Raw genomic sequence first — 19,696 nt, forward strand, 5'->3', positions numbered from 1 at the left:
TGCGCCCGCCGCGGCGGCGCGCGATGCTGGCCGCGACAGGAGGCCCCGATGACCGCCCATCCCCCCAAACCTCATCCCCCAAAACCTCATCCCCGCCCGGTGCTGGATGTCGATTTCGCCCGCGCCCAGTTTCCGGCCTTTGCGGAACCCACGCTGGCGGGGCGGGTGTTCATGGAAAACGCCGGGGGCAGCTATGCCTGTCGGCAGGTGATCGACCGGCTGGCGCGGTTCTACCGTGCCCGCAAGGTGCAGCCCTATTACCCCTTTCCGGCCAGCCGCGCCGCGGGCGATGAGATGGACCAGGCCCGCGCCCGGCTGGCCGCGCTGATGGGGATCGAGGGCGATGAGCTGTCCTTTGGCCCCTCGACCACGGCCAACACCTATGTGCTGGCGCAGGCCTTTCGGCAGGGGCTGGAACCGGGTGCCGCCATCGTCGTGACCGATCAGGACCACGAGGCGAACTCGGGGCCGTGGCGGCGTCTGGGCGATGAGGGGGTCGAGATCCGCGAATGGCGCATGGACCCCGCGACCGGAAATCTGGACCCCGACCGGCTGGCCGCGCTGCTGGCCGATGGCCGGGTGCGGCTGGTCGCCTTTCCGCATTGTTCCAATGTCGTGGGACAGGTGAACCCGGTGGCCACCATCGCCGCCATGGCCCATGCGGCGGGGGCGTTCGTCTGTGTCGATGGCGTCAGCTATGCGCCCCATGGCCTGCCTGACCTGCCATCGCTGGGGGCCGACATCTATCTGTTCTCGGCCTACAAGACCTATGGCCCGCATCAGGGGATCATGGCGATCCGTCGCGATCTGGCGCGCCGCCTGCCCGCGCAGGGGCATTATTTCAACGCCGATGTGGCATACAAGCGCTTTACCCCCGCCGGTCCCGATCACGCCCAGGTCGCGGCCTGCGCGGGCATCGCGGACTATATCGACGCGCTGGATGCGCACCATTTCGACGACCCGGCCCCGCCCTTGGCGCGGGCGGCGAGGGTGCATGATCTGATGCGCGATCATGAAATCGCGCTGATGGCTCCGCTGTGCGACTGGCTGAAGGGCCGCAGCGATCTGCGCCTGCTGGGACCATCCGCGCCGCAGGGCCGGGCGCCGACCTTTGCCGTCGACCTTGGCCGAGATCCGCTGCCCGTTGTCGCCGCCCTGGCCGGGCAGGGGATCGACGCGGGCGCGGGGCATTTCTATGCCGTTCGCGCGCTGCGTGCCCTGGGGGTCGATCCCGATCAGGGCGTGCTGCGCCTGTCCTTCACCCATTATACCACCACGGATGACATCGCCCGCCTGATGGCCGCGCTCGAGGCGGTGCTGTAGGCCCCGCCCAAACAGGATGGCCGAACTTGCCTCTGGCCGGGGCCGGGCCTAGTGTCGCGCCACCCGGCAGCAGCATCGACAACAGGACGGCAGAAGATGAGCCTCAAGCCTAAATCCGGCAGCGCCCCCCGCGCGATCTTTCAAGAGGTCGGCGACAGCCCGCGCCCGTTGGCGCAGACCGGCATGATCGACGCCCGCCCCAAGGGCGCACGCGGCGCGATCCGGGCCTGGCTGATCGTGCTGTTCGTGCTGGTGGTGGCGATGATCGCCGTGGGCGGGGCCACGCGGCTGACCGATTCGGGCCTGTCGATCACCGAATGGCGGCCCGTGACCGGTGCCGTGCCGCCGCTGAGCGACGCCGACTGGCAGGCCGAGTTTGCCAGATATCAGGCCAGCCCGCAGTTCCAGAACCTGAATCCGAACATGGATCTGGCCGGGTTCAAGTCGATCTATTGGTGGGAATGGGGCCACCGGCAACTGGGCCGCGTGGTCGGCCTGGTCTGGGCCGTGGGCTTTGTCTTTTTCTGGGCCACGCGCCGTATTCCGCCGGGCTGGACGCCGCGCCTGCTGGGCCTTGGCCTGCTGGGCGGCGCGCAGGGGGCGATCGGCTGGTGGATGGTCGCCTCGGGGCTGACGAACAGCGATGCGGTGGCGGTCGCCTCGACTCGGCTGGCGGTGCACCTGGGGCTGGCCTTCGTCATCCTGGGGCTGATCGCGTGGTATGTGCTGCACCTCGCGCGACCCGAGGCTGCGCTGATCCAGGCCCGCCGTGCCGGTGAACGGCGGCTGTTCGGCGCGGCCACCGGGCTGATGCATCTGGCCTTCGTGCAGATCATCCTGGGTGCGCTGGTCGCCGGGATCGACGCCGGACGCGGCTATACCGACTGGCCCTGGATGGGCGGGCGGCTGATCCCCGCCGACATGTGGTCGGAAAGCCCGGTCTGGCGCAATCTGATCGACAATCCTGCGACCGTGCAGTTCATCCACCGCATCGCGGGCTATCTGCTGCTGGCGGGGGCGGTCGCCGTCTGGTGGCGGGCGCGGTCCTCGTCGCATCCGCTGACCCGTGCGGCGTTTGGGCTGGCCGCGCTGATGGCGGGGGTGCAGGCGGCGCTTGGCATCGTCACCGTGCTGCACGGCGCCCCGCTGGCGCTTGGGCTGGCGCATCAGTTGGGCGCGGTCGCCCTGTGGGTCTTGATCCTGCGCGCCCGCCACCGTGCCGCCTATCCTGTCGTTCAATCCATCCGGGGGGCGTAAGCCATGACCGCATTCGACGAATTGATGGCCTTTCAGCGCGGCACCGAGGCGCTCTCGATGATCGCTGAACGGCTGGGATGGGATCAGGAAACGATGATGCCGCGCGGCGCGACCGCGCAGCGGGCCGAGGAAATGGCCGCCATCGAATCCGTCCTGCATGAACGCCGCAGCGATCCCCGGCTGGCCGAATGGCTGGACCGCGCCGAAGCGCCCGACGAACAGGGTGCGCGGATCCTGCATCTGATGGCCCGCGATCTGGGCCGCGCGCAGGCGATCCCGGCGCGGCTGGCCGCCGAGCTGGCGCGCACCACATCGCTTGCGCAGGGCATCTGGGCCGAGGCCCGCGCCGCCGACCGCCCCGCCGATTTCCTGCCGACGCTGGATCAGGTGCTGGCCCTGAAACGCGAAGAGGCGCAGGCACTGGTCGCCGCCGGTTTCGGCGGTGGCGATCCCTATGACGCCCTGCTGGATGATTACGAACCCGGCACCAGCCAGGCCGAGATCGCGGCGATCTTTGACGCGATGCGCCCCCGCCTTGTCGCCCTGCGCGAGGCGGTGCTGGGCGCCGATCACCAGCCCGCCGCGCTGGACCACACCTTTGCGCAAGACACCCAACTGCGCATTGCCCGCCAATGCGCCACCGCCTTTGGCTATGACTGGACGCGCGGACGCATGGATCTGGCGGTGCATCCGTTCAGCTCTGGCCGGTTCAACGACAGCCGCATCACCACGCGGGTGGTGGAACGCGAACCGTTCAACTGCATCTATTCCACCATCCATGAGGTCGGCCATTCCAGCTATGAACTGGGCGTCGATCAGGATTACGGCTTCACGCCGCTGGGGCGCGGCGTCAGCATGGGGGTGCATGAAAGCCAAAGCCGGATCTATGAAAACCAGCTTGGCCGCTCCGCCCCCTTCACCGGTTGGCTGTTCCAGCGCATGACCGAAGCCTTTGGCGATTTCGGCGTGGCCGATGCCGATGCCTTCCACGCCACCGTCAACCGCGTCGTCCCCGGCTTCATCCGCACCGAGGCTGATGAGCTGCATTACAACCTGCACGTGATGATGCGCTTTGATCTGGAACGCGATCTGATCGCGGGCCGACTGGATACCGACGATCTGGAAGAGGCCTGGAACGCCCGCTTCCTGCGTGATTTCGGCGTGGCGGTGGACCGTCCCGCGCATGGGATGTTGCAGGATGTGCATTGGTCGGTGGGGCTGTTCGGCTATTTCCCGACCTACAGCCTGGGCAATGTCTATGCCGGCTGCCTGAACCGGGCCTTGCGCGCGGCGGTGCCGGATCTGGACGATCATCTGGCGCGCGGCGATGCCACGCCCGCGACCGAATGGCTGCGCGAGAACCTGCAACGCCACGGCGCGCTTTACGCCCCGCGCGACCTGATCACCCGTGTGACCGGCGCGCCGATCTCGGAAGCGCCGCTGCTTGAGGATCTGGCGACCAAGTTCGCCGCGATCTATCGGCTATAGGGGGCCAGGAGGCGGGCGGCGGGCGGCGGATTTCCCCGCCACCCGGCGTCATCAAACTATCATTCCGCCGCAAAGCGCGCTAAAGCCGCAGCAAACGGGGGCGCCCGCGCGCGCCCCGCGCCCCGACCGACGCAAGGAAAGACAAGGCCATGTCCGACGACCTGATGATCGACATCGACGACCTGACCCGCCGCATGGACGGCGCCATGACTGCGCTGAAGCACGAATTCGGCACGCTGCGCACCGGCCGCGCCTCGGCCACGATGGTGGAACCGATCATGGTTGACGCCTATGGCAGCCCGACCCCGATCAACCAGATCGGCACGATCAACGTGCCCGAACCGCGCATGGTCACCATCAACATCTGGGACAAGGGGCTGGTCGCCAAGGCCGAAAAGGCGATCCGCGAATCCGGCCTGGGCATCAACCCGCAGTTGAACGGCACGATCATCATGCTGCCGATCCCCGAACTGAACGAGGAACGCCGCCGCGAACTGACCAAGGTCGCCGCGCAATATGCCGAACATGCCCGCGTCGCCATCCGCAACGTGCGCCGCGACGGCATGGACCAGATCAAGAAGGCCAAGGCCGCCGGCATGTCCGAGGACGATCAGAAGATGTGGGCCGACGAGGTGCAGGAACTGACCGACAAGCACATCGGCCTGGTCGACAAGGCGCTGGACGGCAAGCAAGCCGAAATCATGCAGGTCTGACACCATCTTGTCACCGAAACCCGCCGCAGATCCCGCGACAGCGACAGGCCCCGGCAACGGGGCGGTCGATTACGGCGTGGGCCATGTCGCCATCATCATGGATGGCAACGGCCGCTGGGCCAAGATGCGCGGCTGGCCGCGTCTGGTCGGCCACCGTCGCGGCGCCGAACGGGTCAAGCAGATCGTCCGCGCCTGTCCCGATCTGGGCGTCAGATGGCTGACCGTCTACGCCTTCTCGACCGAGAACTGGAAGCGCTCGACCGAGGAAGTGCTGGGCCTGATGGCGATCTTCGCCCGCTATATCGAACGTGAGGCCGACGGCATGGCCGCCGAAGGCGTGCGGATGCGTTTCATCGGCGCGCGCGAACGGCTGGACCCCAAGCTGCAAAAGCTGATGGCCGGGATCGAGGCGCGCACCGCGGCCAATACCCGGTTGAACCTGACCGTCGCCATCAATTACGGCGGCCGCGATGAGATCGCCCGCGCCGCCGCCCGGCTGGCCGCCGATGTGGCCGCCGGGCGTCTCGCGGCGGCCGATTGCACCGAGGCGGCGCTTGCCGCGCGCCTGGATACCGCCGACATTCCCGACCCCGATCTGGTGATCCGCACCTCGGGCGAGACGCGGACCTCGAACTTTCTGCCGTTCCAGTCGGCCTATTCGGAATATGAGTTCACGCAGATCCTGTGGCCGGATTTCACCCCGGTCGAACTGGCCGCGATCCTGGCCCGCTTTGGCGGCCGCGACCGCCGGTTTGGCGCGGCATGACCGGGCGGGCGGGGATCTGGCACGACCTGGGGCCACGGCTGATCTCGGCCCTGGTGATGATCGCGGTGGGCGGCGCGGGCATTTGGCTGGGCGGCGTCTGGCTGCGGCTGGTGGTGCTGGTCGCCGGGGCCGCGATGATGTGGGAACTGATCCGCATGACGCATTCCGCCTGGGGCGACCCCGATCGCGGTCAGGCGCTGATCGGCGCGGGGGCGATGGCGGTGGGCCTGGGCATCGCGCTGTTCTTTGACGCGCGGCTGGCGTTGCTGATCCCTGTGGTAGCCGCGCCCTTCGTCGCGGGCCATGCCGCTGGCCCGGCGCTGCGCCTGACCGCGCCGCTTTACGCCGCCGCCATCGCCGTCACCGCCTTTGTCATCACCGCGCTGCGCGAACAGGGCGGCCAGGTCGAGGGGCTGGCGGCCGTCGGCTGGCTGATCGGCGTCGTCGTGGCTTCGGATGTGATGGGTTATCTGGCCGGGCGAGCGCTTGGCGGGCCGAAGTTCTGGCCCAGCGTCAGCCCCAAGAAAACCTGGTCGGGAACCGTCGCGGGTTGGGTCGGCGCGGCACTGGTGGGGCTAGGCTTCGCCATCGCGGGGCTGGTCGGCTGGGCCATCGTGCCGGTCTCGGTCGTCGTGGCCTTTGCCGGGCAGATGGGCGACATTGCCGAAAGCGCGATGAAGCGGCGCGCGGGCGTCAAGGACAGCTCGAACCTGATCCCCGGCCATGGCGGCTTTCTGGACCGGTTCGATGCGGTGATCGGCGCGGCGATGACGGTTTACCTTTTGTCGCTGGCCGGGCTGATGCCGCAGTTCGGGGGCTGATCCATGCGGCGGGTGTCGGTGTTCGGGGCCACCGGGTCGATCGGGGAATCCACCTTTGATCTGCTGATGCGGCAGGGCGGCCCGGCGGCGTTTCACACCGTCGCGCTGACCGGCGGGCGCAATATCGCGCGGCTGGCGCAGATGGCGCGTGCGCTGCGGGCCGAGGTCGCGGTGACCTGCCATGACGATCTGCTGGACGATCTGCGCGCCGCGCTTTCTGGCAGCGGCATTGAGGCGGCGGCGGGCGAGGCCGCGCTGATCGAGGCTGCCGACCGCCCCGCCGATTGGATCATGTCCGCGATTGTCGGCGTGGCAGGGCTGGCGCCGGGCCTTCAGGCGCTGCGCCACGGCACCACTTTGGCGCTTGCGAACAAGGAAAGCCTGGTGACCGCAGGCCCGTTGCTGATGGAGATGGCCGCGCGCCACGGCGCCCGCATCCTGCCGGTCGACAGCGAACATTCCGCGATCTTTCAGGCACTTGCGGGCCAGGACGCGCGCGATGTGGCCAGCATCACGATCACCGCCTCGGGCGGGGCGTTCCGGGACTGGCCGATGGAACGGCTGGCAAAGGCGACCGTGGCCGAGGCCAGCACCCATCCCAATTGGGCCATGGGCCAGCGGATCACCATCGACAGCGCATCCATGTTTAACAAGGCGCTGGAAGTCATTGAAACGCGCGAATATTTCGGCATCGACCCGGACCGGATCAAGGTGTTGGTCCATCCCGAATCCATCGTTCACGCATTGGTGGCCCATCACGATGGCGGCGTGCTGGCGCATCTGGGCGCGCCCGACATGCGCCATGCCATCGGCTTTGCGCTGAACTGGCCCGACCGCCGCCCGCTGCCGGTCGCGCCGCTGGATCTGGCCGCGCTGGGCCGCCTGACCTTCCGCGCGCCCGATGACAACCGCTGGCCCGCGCTGCGGCTGGCCCGCGCGGTGATGGCCGCGCGCGGCATGGCCGGCACCATCTTCAACGCCGCGAAAGAGGCCGCGCTGGATCGCTTCATCGCCGGTCAGATCGGCTTTCTGGACATGAACCGGGTCGTAGAGGACACGCTCACCGCCTTGTGCGCGGCTCCGGGGGTTGGCAGCGCGCCCGCCAGCCTTGATATGATCCGGGACTGGGACGGGCGCGCGCGCGCCCATGCCCATGGCGTGATGTTGCCCGCCTGAAGCAGAACCGCCTGACCCAGAACCGCCCGACGCTGGCCGCCTGACGCGCAACCGCCCGCGCCTTGCCTGAAAGGACCGATCCGATGCCCACCGATCTTGTGCCGCAATTCGGCAGCCTTGTGTTCACCATCGTGGCCTTCGTGTTGGCGCTGTCGGTGATCGTGGCGATCCATGAGTTCGGCCATTACATCATCGGCCGCTGGTCGGGGATCAAGGCGGATGTGTTTTCCATCGGCTTCGGACCGCGCCTTGCCTCACGCACTGACCGCCACGGCACACGCTGGCAGATCGCCGCGATCCCGCTGGGGGGTTATGTCAAGTTTCGCGGCGATGCCGATCCGGCCTCGATGGGGGGTGATGATGCGGCGGTGGCGGCGATGTCACCGGCCGAGCGTCGCGCCACGCTGGAGGGCGCACCGCTGTGGGCGCGGACGGCGACCGTTGCCGCCGGGCCGGTCTTCAACTTCATCACCGCGATCCTGCTGTTTGCCGGGGTAGCGTTGTGGGTCGGCACCGCCACCGATCAGGTCACCATCGACAGCCTGGCCGACCTGCCCGGCGGCAGCGGCGGGGTGATGGCGGGCGATCAGATCCTGGCGGTCGATGGCCTGCCGGTCGCAAGCTACGCCGATCTGGCCGGCGCCGAGGCGCGCCTGCCCGCCGCCGCCAGCCGCCTTTACACGATCAGCCGTGACGGCCAGGAACGCCAGGTCCAGGGCCCGCCGATCACGCCCCTGCGCGCCAGCGGCGTGGCGCCCGGTTCCGCCGCCGCCGCCGCCGGCCTGCGCGAGGGCGACGTCATCACCGCCGCCGGTGGCCAGCCGCTGACCGGCTTTGACGACCTGCGCGCCCATGTCGAGGCCAGCGAGGGCGCGCCGATCACCCTGACCGTCTGGCGCCCTGATCCCGGCCTTGGCGCGGGGCAGGGGCAGGTGTTCGACACCACCCTGTCGGCGCGGCGCACCGATCTGCCCAGCGTGGGTGGCGGCTTTGAAACGCGCTGGCTGATCGGCATTTCGGGTGATCTGTTCTTTACCCCCGCGACCCGCCCGACCACCCTGACCGAGGCGATGGGGATCGGCGTTGCGCGGTCCTATGACATCGTGGCGCAATCGCTGTCGGGGCTGTGGAACATGATGACCGGGGCGATTTCGTCGTGCAACCTGCGCGGCGCGGTCACCATCGCCGAAAGCTCGGGTGCGGCGGCGCAGGCGGGGGCGGCGAACTTTGTCGTCTTTATCGCGGTGCTGTCGGTCGCGGTCGGCTTTCTGAACCTGTTGCCGATCCCGGTGCTGGATGGCGGCCACCTGGCCTTTTACGCATGGGAGGCCGTGACCGGCCGCCCCGCCAGCGAGCACGCGCGCGAGATGCTGATGCGCATCGGTCTGGCGCTGATCCTGACGCTGATGATCTTCGGCCTGGTCAACGACTTCCGCTGCCGCTGACCGGCGCGCCGCGCCATGTGCGAAAGTGATCCGCCGACCCGCCCAGCCTTTTGACAAGGGGGGCGGTTCGGGCTAACCCGTTGGCAATGATTTCGCGCCGCGCGGAGGGACAGATGCAGGCCAGGAACCCGGCTTCGGCCAAGGCGAAACTTCACGCAGCGATTTTGGCGGGCAGTGTGGCGCTGATGCCCGCCATCACCCCGGCGATCGCGGTGGCGCAAAGCTACAGCTTTTCCAACCTCAAGATCGAGGGCGCGCAGCGGATCGAGCCTGCGACGATCATCACCTATGCCGGGATCCAGCGCGGCGCCGCGCTGTCGGCGGGCGATGTGAACGATGCGGTTCAGCGGTTGCAGAACTCGGGCCTGTTCCAGTCGGTCGAGGCGATCCCGCAGGGCGGCACGCTGGTCATCCGCGTGGTCGAGAACCCGACGATCAACATCATCAACTTCGAGGGCAACCGGAAGCTGAAGGATGACAAGCTGGCCGAGATCGTCACCTCGCGCGCGCGGCGGGTCTATTCTCCTGCCCAGGCCGAGGCCGATGCCGCCGCCATCGCCAAGATCTATGCCGAAAGCGGGCGACTGGCCGCGCAGGTCACGCCCAAGATCATCCGCCGCGACGGCAACCGCGTCGATCTGGTGTTCGAGATCGCCGAGGGCAAGGTCGTCGAAAACGAACGCATCAGCTTTACCGGCAACCGCGCCTTTTCCGATCGCCGCCTGCGGCAGGTGCTGGCCACCAAACAGGCCGGCTTGTTGCGCACCTTCATCCAGCGCGACACGCTGATCCCCGAACGGCTTGAGCTGGACAAGAAGCTGCTGACCGATTTCTATCGCTCGCGCGGCTATATCGACTTCAAGGTCGATGCCGTCGCCCCCGAGGTCGCGCGCGAACGTGACGCCACCTTCGTCACCTTCTCGGTACAAGAAGGCCAGCAGTTCCGCATCCGCAACGTCAATACCGTCTCCGAGGTCCAGGGCGTCAATGCCGCCGATTTCGCCCCCGAAACACGGGTGCGCGCGGGCAGCATCTATTCGCCCGAGGCGATCGACGTGACCATCACCCGGATGGAGGCGGTCGCCCTGCAAAAGGGGCTGAACTTCATCGCCATCGAACCGCGCCTGACGCGGGATGACGCCAACGGCCTTCTGGACCTGACCTTCGTGCTGACCCGTGGCCCGCGCGTCTTTGTGGAACGCATCGACATCGAGGGCAACACCGCCACCCTGGATGAGGTCATCCGCCGCCAGTTCCGCACCGTCGAGGGCGACCCGCTGAACGCGCGCGAAATCCGCAATGCCGCCGCCCGCATCCGCGCGCTTGGCTATTTCGCCGATGCGCAGGTCGATGCCCGCGACGGCACCCAACCGGGCAATGTCATCGTCGATGTGAACGTCGAGGAGCAGCCCACCGGCTCGCTGACGCTGGGGGCGACCTATGGCGCGGGATCGGGCCTTGGCTTCAACATCGGCCTGTCGGAAGCGAACTTCCTGGGCCGCGGCCAGCAGGTCGATGTGCAATTGTCGACCGCCAAGTCGAACAACAATTCGCGCCTGTCGTTCACCGAACCCTATTTCCTGGGTCGCGACCTCTCGGCCGGGTTCCAGATCTGGTACAACACCACCGATGGCGACAATGCGCTGTTCAAATCGAAAAGCTTTGGCTTTCAGCCGACGCTTGAATTTCCGCTGTCGGCGCGCTCGCGCCTGTCGCTGCGGTATCGGCTCGCCTCGGATGAGATCTACGGCATGACCGCCTGGGGGCCGGACACCGGCGACAAGGATGGCGACGGCAACAAGACTGAAAATATCGGGTCGTCCCCGATCCTGATCGCAGAACAGGGTCGCCGCACCGGCTCGGCGCTTGGCTATACCTATACCTGGGACACCAAGCGCGAGGAACTGGACCCGCGCACCCGTTTCCTGGTGCGCTTTGGCCAGGATTTCGCGGGGCTGGGCGGTGACATCAAATCCGTCACCACCACCGCCCTGGCCGTGGCCGAACGCAAGGTCTGGGGCGAGGACGTGACGCTGCGCGCCGAACTGGAAGGCGGCGCGGTGCATATGCTGGGCGATCAGAACAGCCGCATCATCGACCGCTTCCGCAACTACGGCAAGATCCGCAGCTTCAAGCCGAACGGCATCGGCCCGCGCGATACCGTGACCGGCGAGGCGCTGGGCGGCAACTATTTCGCCGTGCTGCGCACCGAGATCGAGTTCCCGATCGGCCTGCCCGAGGAATATGGCGTCCACGGCGGTGTCTTTGCCGATGTCGGCACGATCTGGGGGCTGAACAACACCGCCGGTGTCACCGCGGTCGATGACAGCCGCCAGATCCGCGCCTCGGCCGGGGTGTCGCTGTTCTGGGAAACGCCCATCGGCCCCTTGCGCATGAACTATGGCAAGGCGCTGAAAAAGCAGGATTACGACGAAGAACAGCGGTTTGAACTGACCGTCACCACGCGGTTCTGACCCCGGATGCGGGCGCGGGCGATCATCGGGCTGGCGCTGATCGCGGGATGGCTTGCCGCGCCGGCGATGGCGCAGGTGGTCGATCCCGGCCTGGTCGCACCGGACGCCAGCCCCCGGCCCTCGGCCCGGCCCATGGCCACGCCCGGCCCGGCGCAGGCGGGGGGGCTGCTGACGCTGGACCCGGTCGCCTTTTATGAAGCCTCGCTGTGGTATCAGCGGGTGCAGGACAGCCTGGGCCGTGACGGGGTGGCGCTGGCCGCCGAGAATGACCGGCTTGAGGCGGACCTGGCCCAGCAGGAACGCGACCTGACCACGCGGCGCGCCGAAATGGCGCCCGAGGACTTCCGCGCCGCCGCCGCCGCCTTTGACGACACCGTGGTGCGCATCCGGCGCGAGCAAGAGGCCAAGGCGCAACGCCTGTCAGCCTTGGCCGATGCCGAGCGCAAGGCGTTCTTCAATGCCGCGCTGCCCGCCTTTGCGCAGGTGATGGCCGATCACAACGCGGTGGCGATCCTGGATCGGCAGTCGGTGTTCGTCTCGGCCCAGGCCATCGACGTGACCGATGAGCTGGTGCGCGTCATCAATGACAGCATCGGCGAAGGCACCCCGCAAACCCTGGATCCGGGGATGGCGGGCATGTCCGCCGCGCCGCCGATCCCTGCGCCCGCTACCGCACCACCCCCTGCGCCCGCGGATGCCCAGCCCGCCGCGCCGCAGCCCTGAACAACCCGGTTCGGCGCCATCCCCCGGCTGGCGCCCCCCTCTGCCTTGCCAAGCCGGGGCGCGCTTGTTAGCACCAGATCAACCCTGTGCCGCGCCGGCGCGCTCGCTGTTGACGAGGAAAGCCATGACCGAACCCGCCCCCTATACCGAGGCCGATCTGGCCCTGATCCAGCGCATCATCCCGCATCGCTATCCGTTCCTGCTGATCGACAAGGTGCGCGACATCGTGCCGTTCCAGGGCGCGGTCGGCATCAAGAACGTCACCTTCAACGAGCCGCATTTCCAGGGCCATTTCCCCGGCATGCCGATCATGCCCGGCGTCACCATCGTCGAGGCGATGGCGCAGACCTCGGCCATCGTCACCGGCATTTCGATGAATGTGATCGACCGGACGCTGAACACGTTCTTCATGTCGATCGACAAATGCAAGTTCCGCCGCAAGGTGGTGCCCGGCGACGTGCTGGAACTGCATGTCAGCGTGCTGCGCGGCGGCGGCAAGATCTGGAAGTTCACCGGCCAGGCCAAGGTCGAGGGTCAACTGGCCGCCGAGGCCGAGTTCACCGCGATGATGGATCTTCAGGACTGACATGGCCGCCCATCCCTCAGCCCAGGTCGATCCCCGCGCCGCCGTCGATCCGGCCGCCGAGATCGGCCCCGATGTGCGCATCGGCCCGTTTTCCGTCATCGGTCCCAAGGTGCGGCTGGCGCGCGGGGTCGAGGTCAAATCCCATGTCGTCATCACCGGTGACACCCAGATCGGCGAAGACACGGTGATCTTCCCCTTCGCGGTGATCGGCGAGGTGCCGCAGGATCTGAAATTCGCGGGCGAGGACACCCGGCTGGTGATCGGCGCGCGCAACCGGATCCGCGAACATGTCACCATGAACCCCGGCACCGCGGGCGGCGGCGGGCTGACCGAGATCGGCGATGACGGTCTGTTCATGGCGGGCTGCCACGTCGCCCATGATTGCCGCGTGGGCAACCGGGTGATCCTCGTCAACCACGTCGCCATCGCGGGCCATGTGGTGATCGAGGATGACGTGATCGTCGGCGGGCTGTCGGGCGTTCATCAATTCGTCCGGCTGGGGCGCGGGGCGATGATCGGCGCGCTGTCGATGGTGACCGCCGATGTGCTGCCGCATGGCCTGGTGCATGGCCCGCGCGGCGAATTGGACGGGCTGAACCTGGTCGGGCTGAAACGCCGCGGCCATGACAAGGCCGAGATCGCAGCACTGCGCGCGCTTTACCAGCGCCTGCGCGAAGGCCATATGCGCGACACCGCCCGCGCCGTGCGCGACAGCGCCGCCACCGCGCTTGAGGCCGAGATGCTGGATTTCATCCTGGGGCCGTCCGACCGGTCCTTCCTGACCCCACGATGAGCCGGACGCCGCCTGAAAAGACCGCGCCTGGAAAGACCGCGCTGATCGCGGGCACCGGCGCGCTGCCCGCCGCGCTCTGGCCGCAACTGGGGCCGGATGCGGTGCTGGCCGAAATGGACGGCTTTCCCAGCGATGTCGCGGGCGCAGTTCCGATCCGGTTCCGGCTGGAACGGCTGGTCCCCTTCATGCAGCAACTTGAGGATATGGGCGTCACCCGCGTCACCTTTGCCGGGGCCGTGCGCCGCCCGCGCCTTGACCCCGAAGCCTTCGACGCCCGTACCGCATCACTGGTCCCGCGCCTGATCGGGGCGATCGGGCAGGGCGATGATGCCGCGCTGCGCGCCGTGATCGCCCTGTTCGAGGAGTTCGGCTTTGCCGTCGCCGGTCTGGCCGAGATCGCACCCGATCTGGTGCCCGGGCCGGGGGTGCTGGCGGGCAAGCCTTCCGATGCCGATGCACGCGATGCGGCGCGCGCGGCGCAGATTGTCGAGGGTCTTGGGGGCCTTGATCTGGGGCAGGGCGCTGTGGTGGCGCAGGGCCTGTGCCTGGCGGTCGAGACGCTGCCCGGCACCGATGCAATGCTGGACTTCACCGCCCGTCACGCCGCCTTGCGCCCCGATCCCAAGGGCGCGCGCGGGGTGATCTACAAGGCGCCGAAGCCCGGTCAGGATCGCCGCATCGACCTGCCCGCGATCGGCCCCGACACGGTGGCGCGCGCCGCCGCCGCCGGGCTGGCGGGGATCGTCTGGCAGGCCGGCGGGGCGGTGCTGCTTGACCGCGATGCCACCATCGCCGCGGCTGATGCGGCAGGGATCTTTCTATGGGCACGCGCGGCTTGAGGGTATTTCTGATCGCCGGTGAAGCCTCGGGCGACAAGCTGGGGGCGGCGCTGATGGCGGGGCTGCATCAGCTTGCGCCCGGTGTGACCTTCGACGGCGTGGGTGGCCCGCTGATGGCCGCGCAGGGGCTGGTCAGCCGCTTCCCGATGCAGGAACTGTCGGTCATGGGTCTGGCCGAGGTGCTACCGAAATACCGCGCGCTGAAAGCGCGGATCCGCGAATGCGCGGCGGCGGTGATCGACACCCGCCCCGATGTGCTGATCACCATCGACAGCCCCGATTTCGGCCTGCGGGTCGCGGGCCAGGTTCGTGCCGCCGCGCCCGATGTGGCGACGGTGCATTACGTCGCGCCCTCGGTCTGGGCGTGGCGGCCGGGGCGCGCGGCCAGGATGGCGCGGTCGGTCGATCATGTGCTGGCGCTGCTGCCGTTCGAGCCGCCCTATATGCAGGCCGCCGGGATGAGCTGCGATTTCGTCGGTCATCCGGTCGTGGCCGAGACCTGGGCCAGCCCGGCTGAGGGCGCGGCGTTCCGCGCCGCCCATGGCATCGCCACTGACGCGCCGCTGCTGATGACTTTGCCCGGATCGCGCCGGGGTGAAGTGGCGCGGCTGGCCCCGGTGTTCGGGCAGGTCGCGGGCAATCTGGCGGCGCGCCATCCGGGCCTGCGCGTGGTGCTGCCGACGCTGCCGGTGATTGCCGATCAGGTCCGCGCGCTGACCGGCGACTGGCCGGTCTCGCCGCTGATCATCACCCAGGATGCCGACCGCCGCGCGGCCTTTGCGGCGGCGGATGTGGCGCTTGCCGCCTCGGGCACGGTCAGTCTTGAACTGGCCGCGAACCGTCTGCCGATGGTGATCGCCTATGACATGGCGTGGCTGACCCGGCTGATCATGTCCTGGCTGATCCGGGTCGACACGGTGACGCTGGTCAATCTGGTCTCGGAGAGCCGTGCGATCCCGGAGTGCCTGGGGGCCAATTGCACCGCTGCCTGCATCACGCCCAAGGCCGATGCGCTGCTGGCGGGCCGCGCGACGGGTAGGCAAAGGACGGCGGGGGCCAAGGCGGCAGAGGCAACGGCAGAAACCGGTGATCCGGGGTGCCGCAATGCGGTCCGGTCCATCACCGTGGACGACACAGGGGCGCCGAGCGGCGCCGCCGACGCAATTGCTTCTAGACAGGCGGCGCCGCCAGCGTCCGATCCAAGCCTCGCCTGGCGCCAGCAGATCAGCGCGATGGACCTGACCATGCAGCGCCTGGGTCAAGGCGGCCCGCCCCCCGGCCTGCGCGCCGCCCGCTCGGTGCTGGATTTCCTCGCGGCCCGCACAAGGGCTGAGTGAACGACGGTCCGTCGCCTGGGGCCTTTCGCTGCGCAGTTGGGCTGGCGCGGCTATGGCGCTCTGTAGGGGGCTTGCTGTTATTGCGGACGGTGACAGGCCCGTTGTCTGGCGGTAAATCGTATGTGCTTCCTCAACCTGTTGCTTGGCGTTCCGCAGTCTCGCTGTGCCTTTTCGGTGACCTATCCCTGTGCGGGCGGCACTCCACTTAAAGCCCGCTGCCCTGCTGAGGTGCTCGTCAGACCGCCGCCGGCTCAGCTTGGCTGCTGCGGCTTGAGAACCTGCTGTCATGGCGGCCCATCGCGCGTGCAGACTGTCAGTAAGGTGCTACGCCTTGTCCGAACCGCCTCATGGTCCAAAGGGCTGCTGCGCCGCTGCGGGCGGTTGGTCCTGTGTGATGACGGTATGGGAGTCCAGCTTTCCTGCTGGATCCTCACGGCCCGATGCGCGTCGATGGATTGCCGCTAGGCTGTCGCTATATGCCGCCGTCGCTCAATGTTCCGGGGGCCCCGCGCTTTCTCTGTGGCCAGCGATCCCACTGCGGCCCGCTGGTCCGACAGCCTCCTGGTCCGACCCCTGTCGCTCCAGTCTGCTTGCCACGCCGTGCGGGTCTGCCGCACCGACGCCCGTCTGCATATGCGCTGCACGTCGCACAGCCCGACATGACACACCACATAGCCCGCCCCCGATGGCACGCGCATTGGCCAGCCTTCAGTAACTGCGGATCAGCCCCACCAGGCGGCCCTGCACCTTGACCTGATCCTCACGTAGCATCCGCGTTTCATATGCGGGGTTGGCTGCCTCAAGCGCGATCATGTTGCCGCGGCGACGATAGCGTTTCAGCGTCGCCTCCAGCTCTTCGACCAGGGCCACCACGATGTCGCCATTGTCGGCGGTGGTCTGTTCGCGGATCACGACGATATCGCCATCGTTGATCCCGGCCTCGATCATGGAATCGCCCTTGACCTCCAGCGCGTAATGGTTGCCACGGCCCGAGATCATCGCGCCGGGCACCGCGACATGGTGCGAAACTTCGGAAATCGCCTCGATCGGGACACCGGCGGCGATCCGGCCCATCACCGGCACCTCAAGCGCGCCCATGTCGGACACGGCCAAAGCGCCGCGCGGCGGATCGGTGCGGTCGCCCGCGATGACGCGCGGTGTGAAGCCGGGCTTCGGATCGGCCACGGCTGGCGCCCCGCCCATGGCTTCCGGCAGGCGAACGATCTCAAGCGCGCGGGCGCGATGCGCAAGGCGGCGGATGAAGCCACGCTCCTCAAGTGCGGTGATCAACCGGTGGATGCCGGATTTCGACCGCAGATCCAGCGCATCCTTCATCTCGTCGAAAGACGGCGGCACCCCGTCGCGGGCCACACGCTTTTGAATAAACTCAAGCAGTTCCAGTTGCTTGCGGGTCAGCATCGGCGGCCATCCTTGTGGTTCCTGACGGTCGTTCTTTGCCTGTTCTATCTGTGTTCCCGTTTCGTGTCAACTAGAACGGTAAAACACGAACGATTTCACCGGCTTGCCGGGGGCCATCATCGGCGGGGCGGATCAGCAGCCCATCGGCGCGCGACATCAGCGACAACAGGCCGGAATCCTGATCGCCAAAAGGCGCGACGCGGGGCAGATCTTCGCCGGGCGTCAGCGTGGCGCGCATGAAATGCGTGCGGTTCCCGGCGGGGCCGATGTCGGTGCCCAGCCGCGCGGCAATGCTGCGGTCATGGTGCGGCAGGCCCTGCATCATGCGGATCAGGGGCTGCATGAACAACAGGCCGCAAACGATTGAGGATACAGGATTTCCCGGCAGCCCCAGCATTGCCGAGCGGCCCAGGCGACCGGCCATCAGCGGCTTTCCGGGGCGCATAGCGATCTTGTAGAAGGCCCGTTCAAGCCCCAGTTTCGCCGCGACCTGACCCACCAGATCGTAATCCCCGACCGAGGCGCCGCCGATGGTCACGATCAGATCGGCGTCAGCCGCCGATGCAAAGGCGGCGCGCAGGCTGGTTTCGGTGTCGCGGGCGATCGGCAGCATCTGCGCCTCGGCACCGGCGGCGCGCGCCATGGCGGCCAAGGCATAGGTGTTCGAGCAAATGATCTGGCCGGGGCCGGGCGCGGTGCCGGGCGGCACCAGCTCATCGCCGGTGGCCAGAATGGCGACGCGCGGGCGTCGGGCGACCTGAACCTGCGGCACGTTCATCGCCGCCAGCAGCGCCAGGCTGCGCGCGTCCAGCAGGCGGGGGGGCGCAAGCTCTTGATCCTTAAGGAAATCCGTGCCGCGCGGGCGGATATGGGTGCCGCGCGGCAGGCCGTTCAGACGGATCCGGTCGCCCTCGCGCGTCACATCCTCTTGCATCACCACGGCGCCAGCACCGGGGGGCAGCGGCGCGCCGGTGAAGATTCGGATCGCCTGGCCGGGGTGCAGCGGCTGGTCCAGACCATGCCCCGCCGCAGCCTCCCCCACCACGGAAAGTTGAGCATTTTCAACCAGATCATCGGCGCGCAGGGCATAGCCGTCCATCACCGCCGCATCAAAGGGCGGCTGATCCAGCGCAGCGCGGGCCGGGGCCAGCATCACGCGGCCATCGGCCTGATCCAGATCGACGGTTTCCACCTGCGGCGCTGTCGCCAGGGCCAGAACCTTGTGCAGGGCCTCATCGACGGAAATCATGTCGCTGCCTCGTATCGTCCTGATTTTCCACCGTCTTTCAGGGTCAGGCGGATGCCCTCGATGCGCATGACGCGGTCGACGGCCTTCAGCATGTCATAGACGGTCAGCGCGGCGGTCGCGACGGCGGTCAGTGCCTCCATCTCGATCCCGGTCTGGCCACTGGTCTTGACGGTGGCGCTGATGCGCACGCCGGGCAGGGCCGTGTCGGCGGTCAGATCCAGCGCGACCTTGGTGATCGGGATCGGATGGCAAAGCGGGATCAGATCGGCGGTGCGCTTTGCCCCCATGATCCCGGCCAGGCGCGCCACGCCCAGCACGTCGCCCTTTTTCGCCGTGCCTTCAAGCACATGCGCCAGCGTCTCGGGCGCCATCACCACCTGACCTTCGGCCACGGCGATGCGGTCGGTCACCGGCTTGTCGCCGACATCGACCATATGGGCCAGCCCCTCGGCGTCGAAATGCGTCAGTCTGCCGGTCATTCAAACCTCCTGAATGGCGCGGGTGGCGGCGGTCACATCGTCCTGCCGCATCAGGCTTTCCCCGATCAGGAAGCGCCGCGCGCCGACCTGCATCATCGCGGCCAGATCGGCGGGCGTGAACAGCCCGCTTTCACAGACCAGATCGCGGCCCTTGGGCACATGCGGTGCCAGATCGCGCGTCACATCCAGTGACAATTCAAAGGTCTTCAGATTGCGGTTGTTCACGCCGATCAGCCCGGATTTCAGCCGCAAGGCGCGGTCCAGCTCGGGCCGGTCATGCACCTCGATCAGCGCATCCATGCCCCAGTGGCGGGCGGCGTCCTCCAACTCGGCGGCAAGGGTGTCATCGACCGAAGCCATGATGATCAGGATGCAATCCGCCCCCCAGGCGCGGGCCTCGGCCACCTGATAGGGGTCATAAAGGAAATCCTTGCGCAGCACCGGCAGGGTGCAGGCGGCGCGGGCGGCGCGCAGGTAGTCGGGCGCGCCCTGAAAGCTGGGGGCGTCGGTCAGCACCGACAGACAGGCCGCGCCGCCCGCCTGATAGGCCCGCGCAAGCGCCGGAGGGTCGAAGTCTGCGCGGATCAACCCCTTGGATGGGCTGGCCTTCTTGATCTCGGCGATCAGCGCGGGGCCGCTTGCGGCGCGCGCGCTCAGGGCGGCGGCGAAGCCACGCGGGGCATCGGCGGCGCGCGCCTCGGCCTCGATCTGCGACAACGGACGGGCGGCCTTGGCGGCGGCGATCTCGTCCAGTTTATAGGCCTTGATGCGATCCAGAATATCCATGGGTCTTTCTTAGCGTGCGGCG

General features: G+C 68.0%; 18 protein-coding genes. 14 read left to right on the top strand and 4 right to left on the bottom strand.

What is annotated here, in order from left to right:
- The first annotated feature begins 48 nt into the window (after positions 1-48).
- The 14 genes from ACEYYA_RS06325 (at position 49) to lpxB (ending at position 15,741) form a co-directional block, all read left to right on the top strand.
- On the top strand, positions 49-1,323 hold the full coding sequence (locus tag ACEYYA_RS06325; RefSeq protein ID WP_374798750.1) for an aminotransferase class V-fold PLP-dependent enzyme: 1,275 nt from the start codon (positions 49-51) through the stop codon (positions 1,321-1,323).
- A gap of 96 nt (positions 1,324-1,419) precedes the next feature.
- Complete coding sequence (gene ctaA / locus ACEYYA_RS06330) at positions 1,420-2,580, top strand: heme A synthase (RefSeq protein ID WP_374798752.1); 1,161 nt, start codon at positions 1,420-1,422, stop codon at positions 2,578-2,580.
- A 3-nt stretch (positions 2,581-2,583) separates the two neighbouring features.
- Positions 2,584-4,068, top strand: coding sequence for a carboxypeptidase M32 (locus ACEYYA_RS06335; protein WP_374798754.1), 1,485 nt, complete (start codon positions 2,584-2,586; stop codon positions 4,066-4,068).
- A 149-nt stretch (positions 4,069-4,217) separates the two neighbouring features.
- Entirely contained in the window at positions 4,218-4,781 is a 564-nt protein-coding gene (gene frr / locus ACEYYA_RS06340) for a ribosome recycling factor (protein ID WP_374798756.1), read from the top strand.
- A 76-nt stretch (positions 4,782-4,857) separates the two neighbouring features.
- Complete coding sequence (uppS, locus tag ACEYYA_RS06345; protein WP_374799112.1) at positions 4,858-5,547, top strand: polyprenyl diphosphate synthase; 690 nt, start codon at positions 4,858-4,860, stop codon at positions 5,545-5,547.
- Positions 5,544-6,368, top strand: a complete 825-nt coding sequence (locus tag ACEYYA_RS06350; protein WP_374798758.1) for a phosphatidate cytidylyltransferase — start codon at positions 5,544-5,546, stop codon at positions 6,366-6,368. The genes uppS and ACEYYA_RS06350 overlap by 4 nt, the downstream gene beginning before the upstream one ends.
- Positions 6,369-6,371: 3 nt before the next feature.
- A complete protein-coding gene (dxr, locus tag ACEYYA_RS06355; protein ID WP_374798760.1) occupies positions 6,372-7,544 on the top strand; it encodes a 1-deoxy-D-xylulose-5-phosphate reductoisomerase in 1,173 nt (390 codons plus the stop codon).
- A gap of 83 nt (positions 7,545-7,627) precedes the next feature.
- On the top strand, positions 7,628-8,989 hold the full coding sequence (rseP, locus tag ACEYYA_RS06360; protein ID WP_374798762.1) for an RIP metalloprotease RseP: 1,362 nt from the start codon (positions 7,628-7,630) through the stop codon (positions 8,987-8,989).
- A 113-nt stretch (positions 8,990-9,102) separates the two neighbouring features.
- Positions 9,103-11,463 (top strand): outer membrane protein assembly factor BamA, encoded by a 2,361-nt coding sequence (bamA, locus tag ACEYYA_RS06365; protein WP_374798764.1) that lies wholly within the window; start codon positions 9,103-9,105, stop codon positions 11,461-11,463.
- Between the two features lie 6 nt (positions 11,464-11,469).
- On the top strand, positions 11,470-12,186 hold the full coding sequence (locus ACEYYA_RS06370; RefSeq protein WP_374798766.1) for an OmpH/Skp family outer membrane protein: 717 nt from the start codon (positions 11,470-11,472) through the stop codon (positions 12,184-12,186).
- 124 nt (positions 12,187-12,310) lie between these two features.
- Positions 12,311-12,772, top strand: a complete 462-nt coding sequence (gene fabZ, locus ACEYYA_RS06375) for a 3-hydroxyacyl-ACP dehydratase FabZ (protein ID WP_374798768.1) — start codon at positions 12,311-12,313, stop codon at positions 12,770-12,772.
- A 1-nt stretch (position 12,773) separates the two neighbouring features.
- Positions 12,774-13,565 carry an acyl-ACP--UDP-N-acetylglucosamine O-acyltransferase gene (lpxA, locus tag ACEYYA_RS06380; RefSeq protein WP_374798770.1) on the top strand — a complete coding sequence of 264 codons (792 nt, stop codon included), beginning with the start codon at positions 12,774-12,776 and terminating at the stop codon, positions 13,563-13,565.
- Positions 13,562-14,404, top strand: coding sequence for a UDP-2,3-diacylglucosamine diphosphatase LpxI domain-containing protein (gene lpxI / locus ACEYYA_RS06385; RefSeq protein ID WP_374798772.1), 843 nt, complete (start codon positions 13,562-13,564; stop codon positions 14,402-14,404). The genes lpxA and lpxI overlap by 4 nt, the downstream gene beginning before the upstream one ends.
- A complete protein-coding gene (gene lpxB / locus ACEYYA_RS06390) occupies positions 14,401-15,741 on the top strand; it encodes a lipid-A-disaccharide synthase (RefSeq protein ID WP_374798774.1) in 1,341 nt (446 codons plus the stop codon). The genes lpxI and lpxB overlap by 4 nt, the downstream gene beginning before the upstream one ends.
- A 708-nt stretch (positions 15,742-16,449) precedes the next feature.
- Here lpxB and lexA read toward each other — a convergent pair.
- From lexA to trpC, 4 genes are all read right to left on the bottom strand, one after another.
- Positions 16,450-17,160, bottom strand: a complete 711-nt coding sequence (gene lexA, locus ACEYYA_RS06395) for a transcriptional repressor LexA (RefSeq protein ID WP_374798776.1) — start codon at positions 17,158-17,160, stop codon at positions 16,450-16,452.
- Between the two features lie 70 nt (positions 17,161-17,230).
- Positions 17,231-18,409 (bottom strand): molybdopterin molybdotransferase MoeA, encoded by a 1,179-nt coding sequence (locus ACEYYA_RS06400; RefSeq protein WP_374798778.1) that lies wholly within the window; start codon positions 18,407-18,409, stop codon positions 17,231-17,233.
- Positions 18,406-18,888 carry a cyclic pyranopterin monophosphate synthase MoaC gene (moaC, locus tag ACEYYA_RS06405; RefSeq protein WP_374798780.1) on the bottom strand — a complete coding sequence of 161 codons (483 nt, stop codon included), beginning with the start codon at positions 18,886-18,888 and terminating at the stop codon, positions 18,406-18,408. The genes ACEYYA_RS06400 and moaC overlap by 4 nt, the downstream gene beginning before the upstream one ends.
- Positions 18,889-19,674, bottom strand: coding sequence for an indole-3-glycerol phosphate synthase TrpC (gene trpC, locus ACEYYA_RS06410; RefSeq protein WP_374798782.1), 786 nt, complete (start codon positions 19,672-19,674; stop codon positions 18,889-18,891). It abuts the gene before it with no gap.
- Between the last annotated feature and the right edge of the window lie 22 nt (positions 19,675-19,696).

This window comes from Paracoccus zhouxuedongae (assembly GCF_041927815.1).
Lineage (GTDB): Bacteria > Pseudomonadota > Alphaproteobacteria > Rhodobacterales > Rhodobacteraceae > Paracoccus.

Coding starts and splice junctions, on each gene's coding strand:
- ACEYYA_RS06400 (WP_374798778.1), bottom strand. CDS start 18,409: ATGATTTCCGTCGATGAGGCCCTGCACAAGGTTCTGGCCCTGGCGACA.
- rseP (WP_374798762.1), top strand. CDS start 7,628: ATGCCCACCGATCTTGTGCCGCAATTCGGCAGCCTTGTGTTCACCATC.
- fabZ (WP_374798768.1), top strand. CDS start 12,311: ATGACCGAACCCGCCCCCTATACCGAGGCCGATCTGGCCCTGATCCAG.
- lexA (WP_374798776.1), bottom strand. CDS start 17,160: ATGCTGACCCGCAAGCAACTGGAACTGCTTGAGTTTATTCAAAAGCGT.
- bamA (WP_374798764.1), top strand. CDS start 9,103: ATGCAGGCCAGGAACCCGGCTTCGGCCAAGGCGAAACTTCACGCAGCG.
- ACEYYA_RS06325 (WP_374798750.1), top strand. CDS start 49: ATGACCGCCCATCCCCCCAAACCTCATCCCCCAAAACCTCATCCCCGC.
- ACEYYA_RS06350 (WP_374798758.1), top strand. CDS start 5,544: ATGACCGGGCGGGCGGGGATCTGGCACGACCTGGGGCCACGGCTGATC.
- trpC (WP_374798782.1), bottom strand. CDS start 19,674: ATGGATATTCTGGATCGCATCAAGGCCTATAAACTGGACGAGATCGCC.
- ctaA (WP_374798752.1), top strand. CDS start 1,420: ATGAGCCTCAAGCCTAAATCCGGCAGCGCCCCCCGCGCGATCTTTCAA.
- ACEYYA_RS06335 (WP_374798754.1), top strand. CDS start 2,584: ATGACCGCATTCGACGAATTGATGGCCTTTCAGCGCGGCACCGAGGCG.
- lpxI (WP_374798772.1), top strand. CDS start 13,562: ATGAGCCGGACGCCGCCTGAAAAGACCGCGCCTGGAAAGACCGCGCTG.
- frr (WP_374798756.1), top strand. CDS start 4,218: ATGTCCGACGACCTGATGATCGACATCGACGACCTGACCCGCCGCATG.
- lpxA (WP_374798770.1), top strand. CDS start 12,774: ATGGCCGCCCATCCCTCAGCCCAGGTCGATCCCCGCGCCGCCGTCGAT.
- ACEYYA_RS06370 (WP_374798766.1), top strand. CDS start 11,470: ATGCGGGCGCGGGCGATCATCGGGCTGGCGCTGATCGCGGGATGGCTT.
- dxr (WP_374798760.1), top strand. CDS start 6,372: ATGCGGCGGGTGTCGGTGTTCGGGGCCACCGGGTCGATCGGGGAATCC.
- moaC (WP_374798780.1), bottom strand. CDS start 18,888: ATGACCGGCAGACTGACGCATTTCGACGCCGAGGGGCTGGCCCATATG.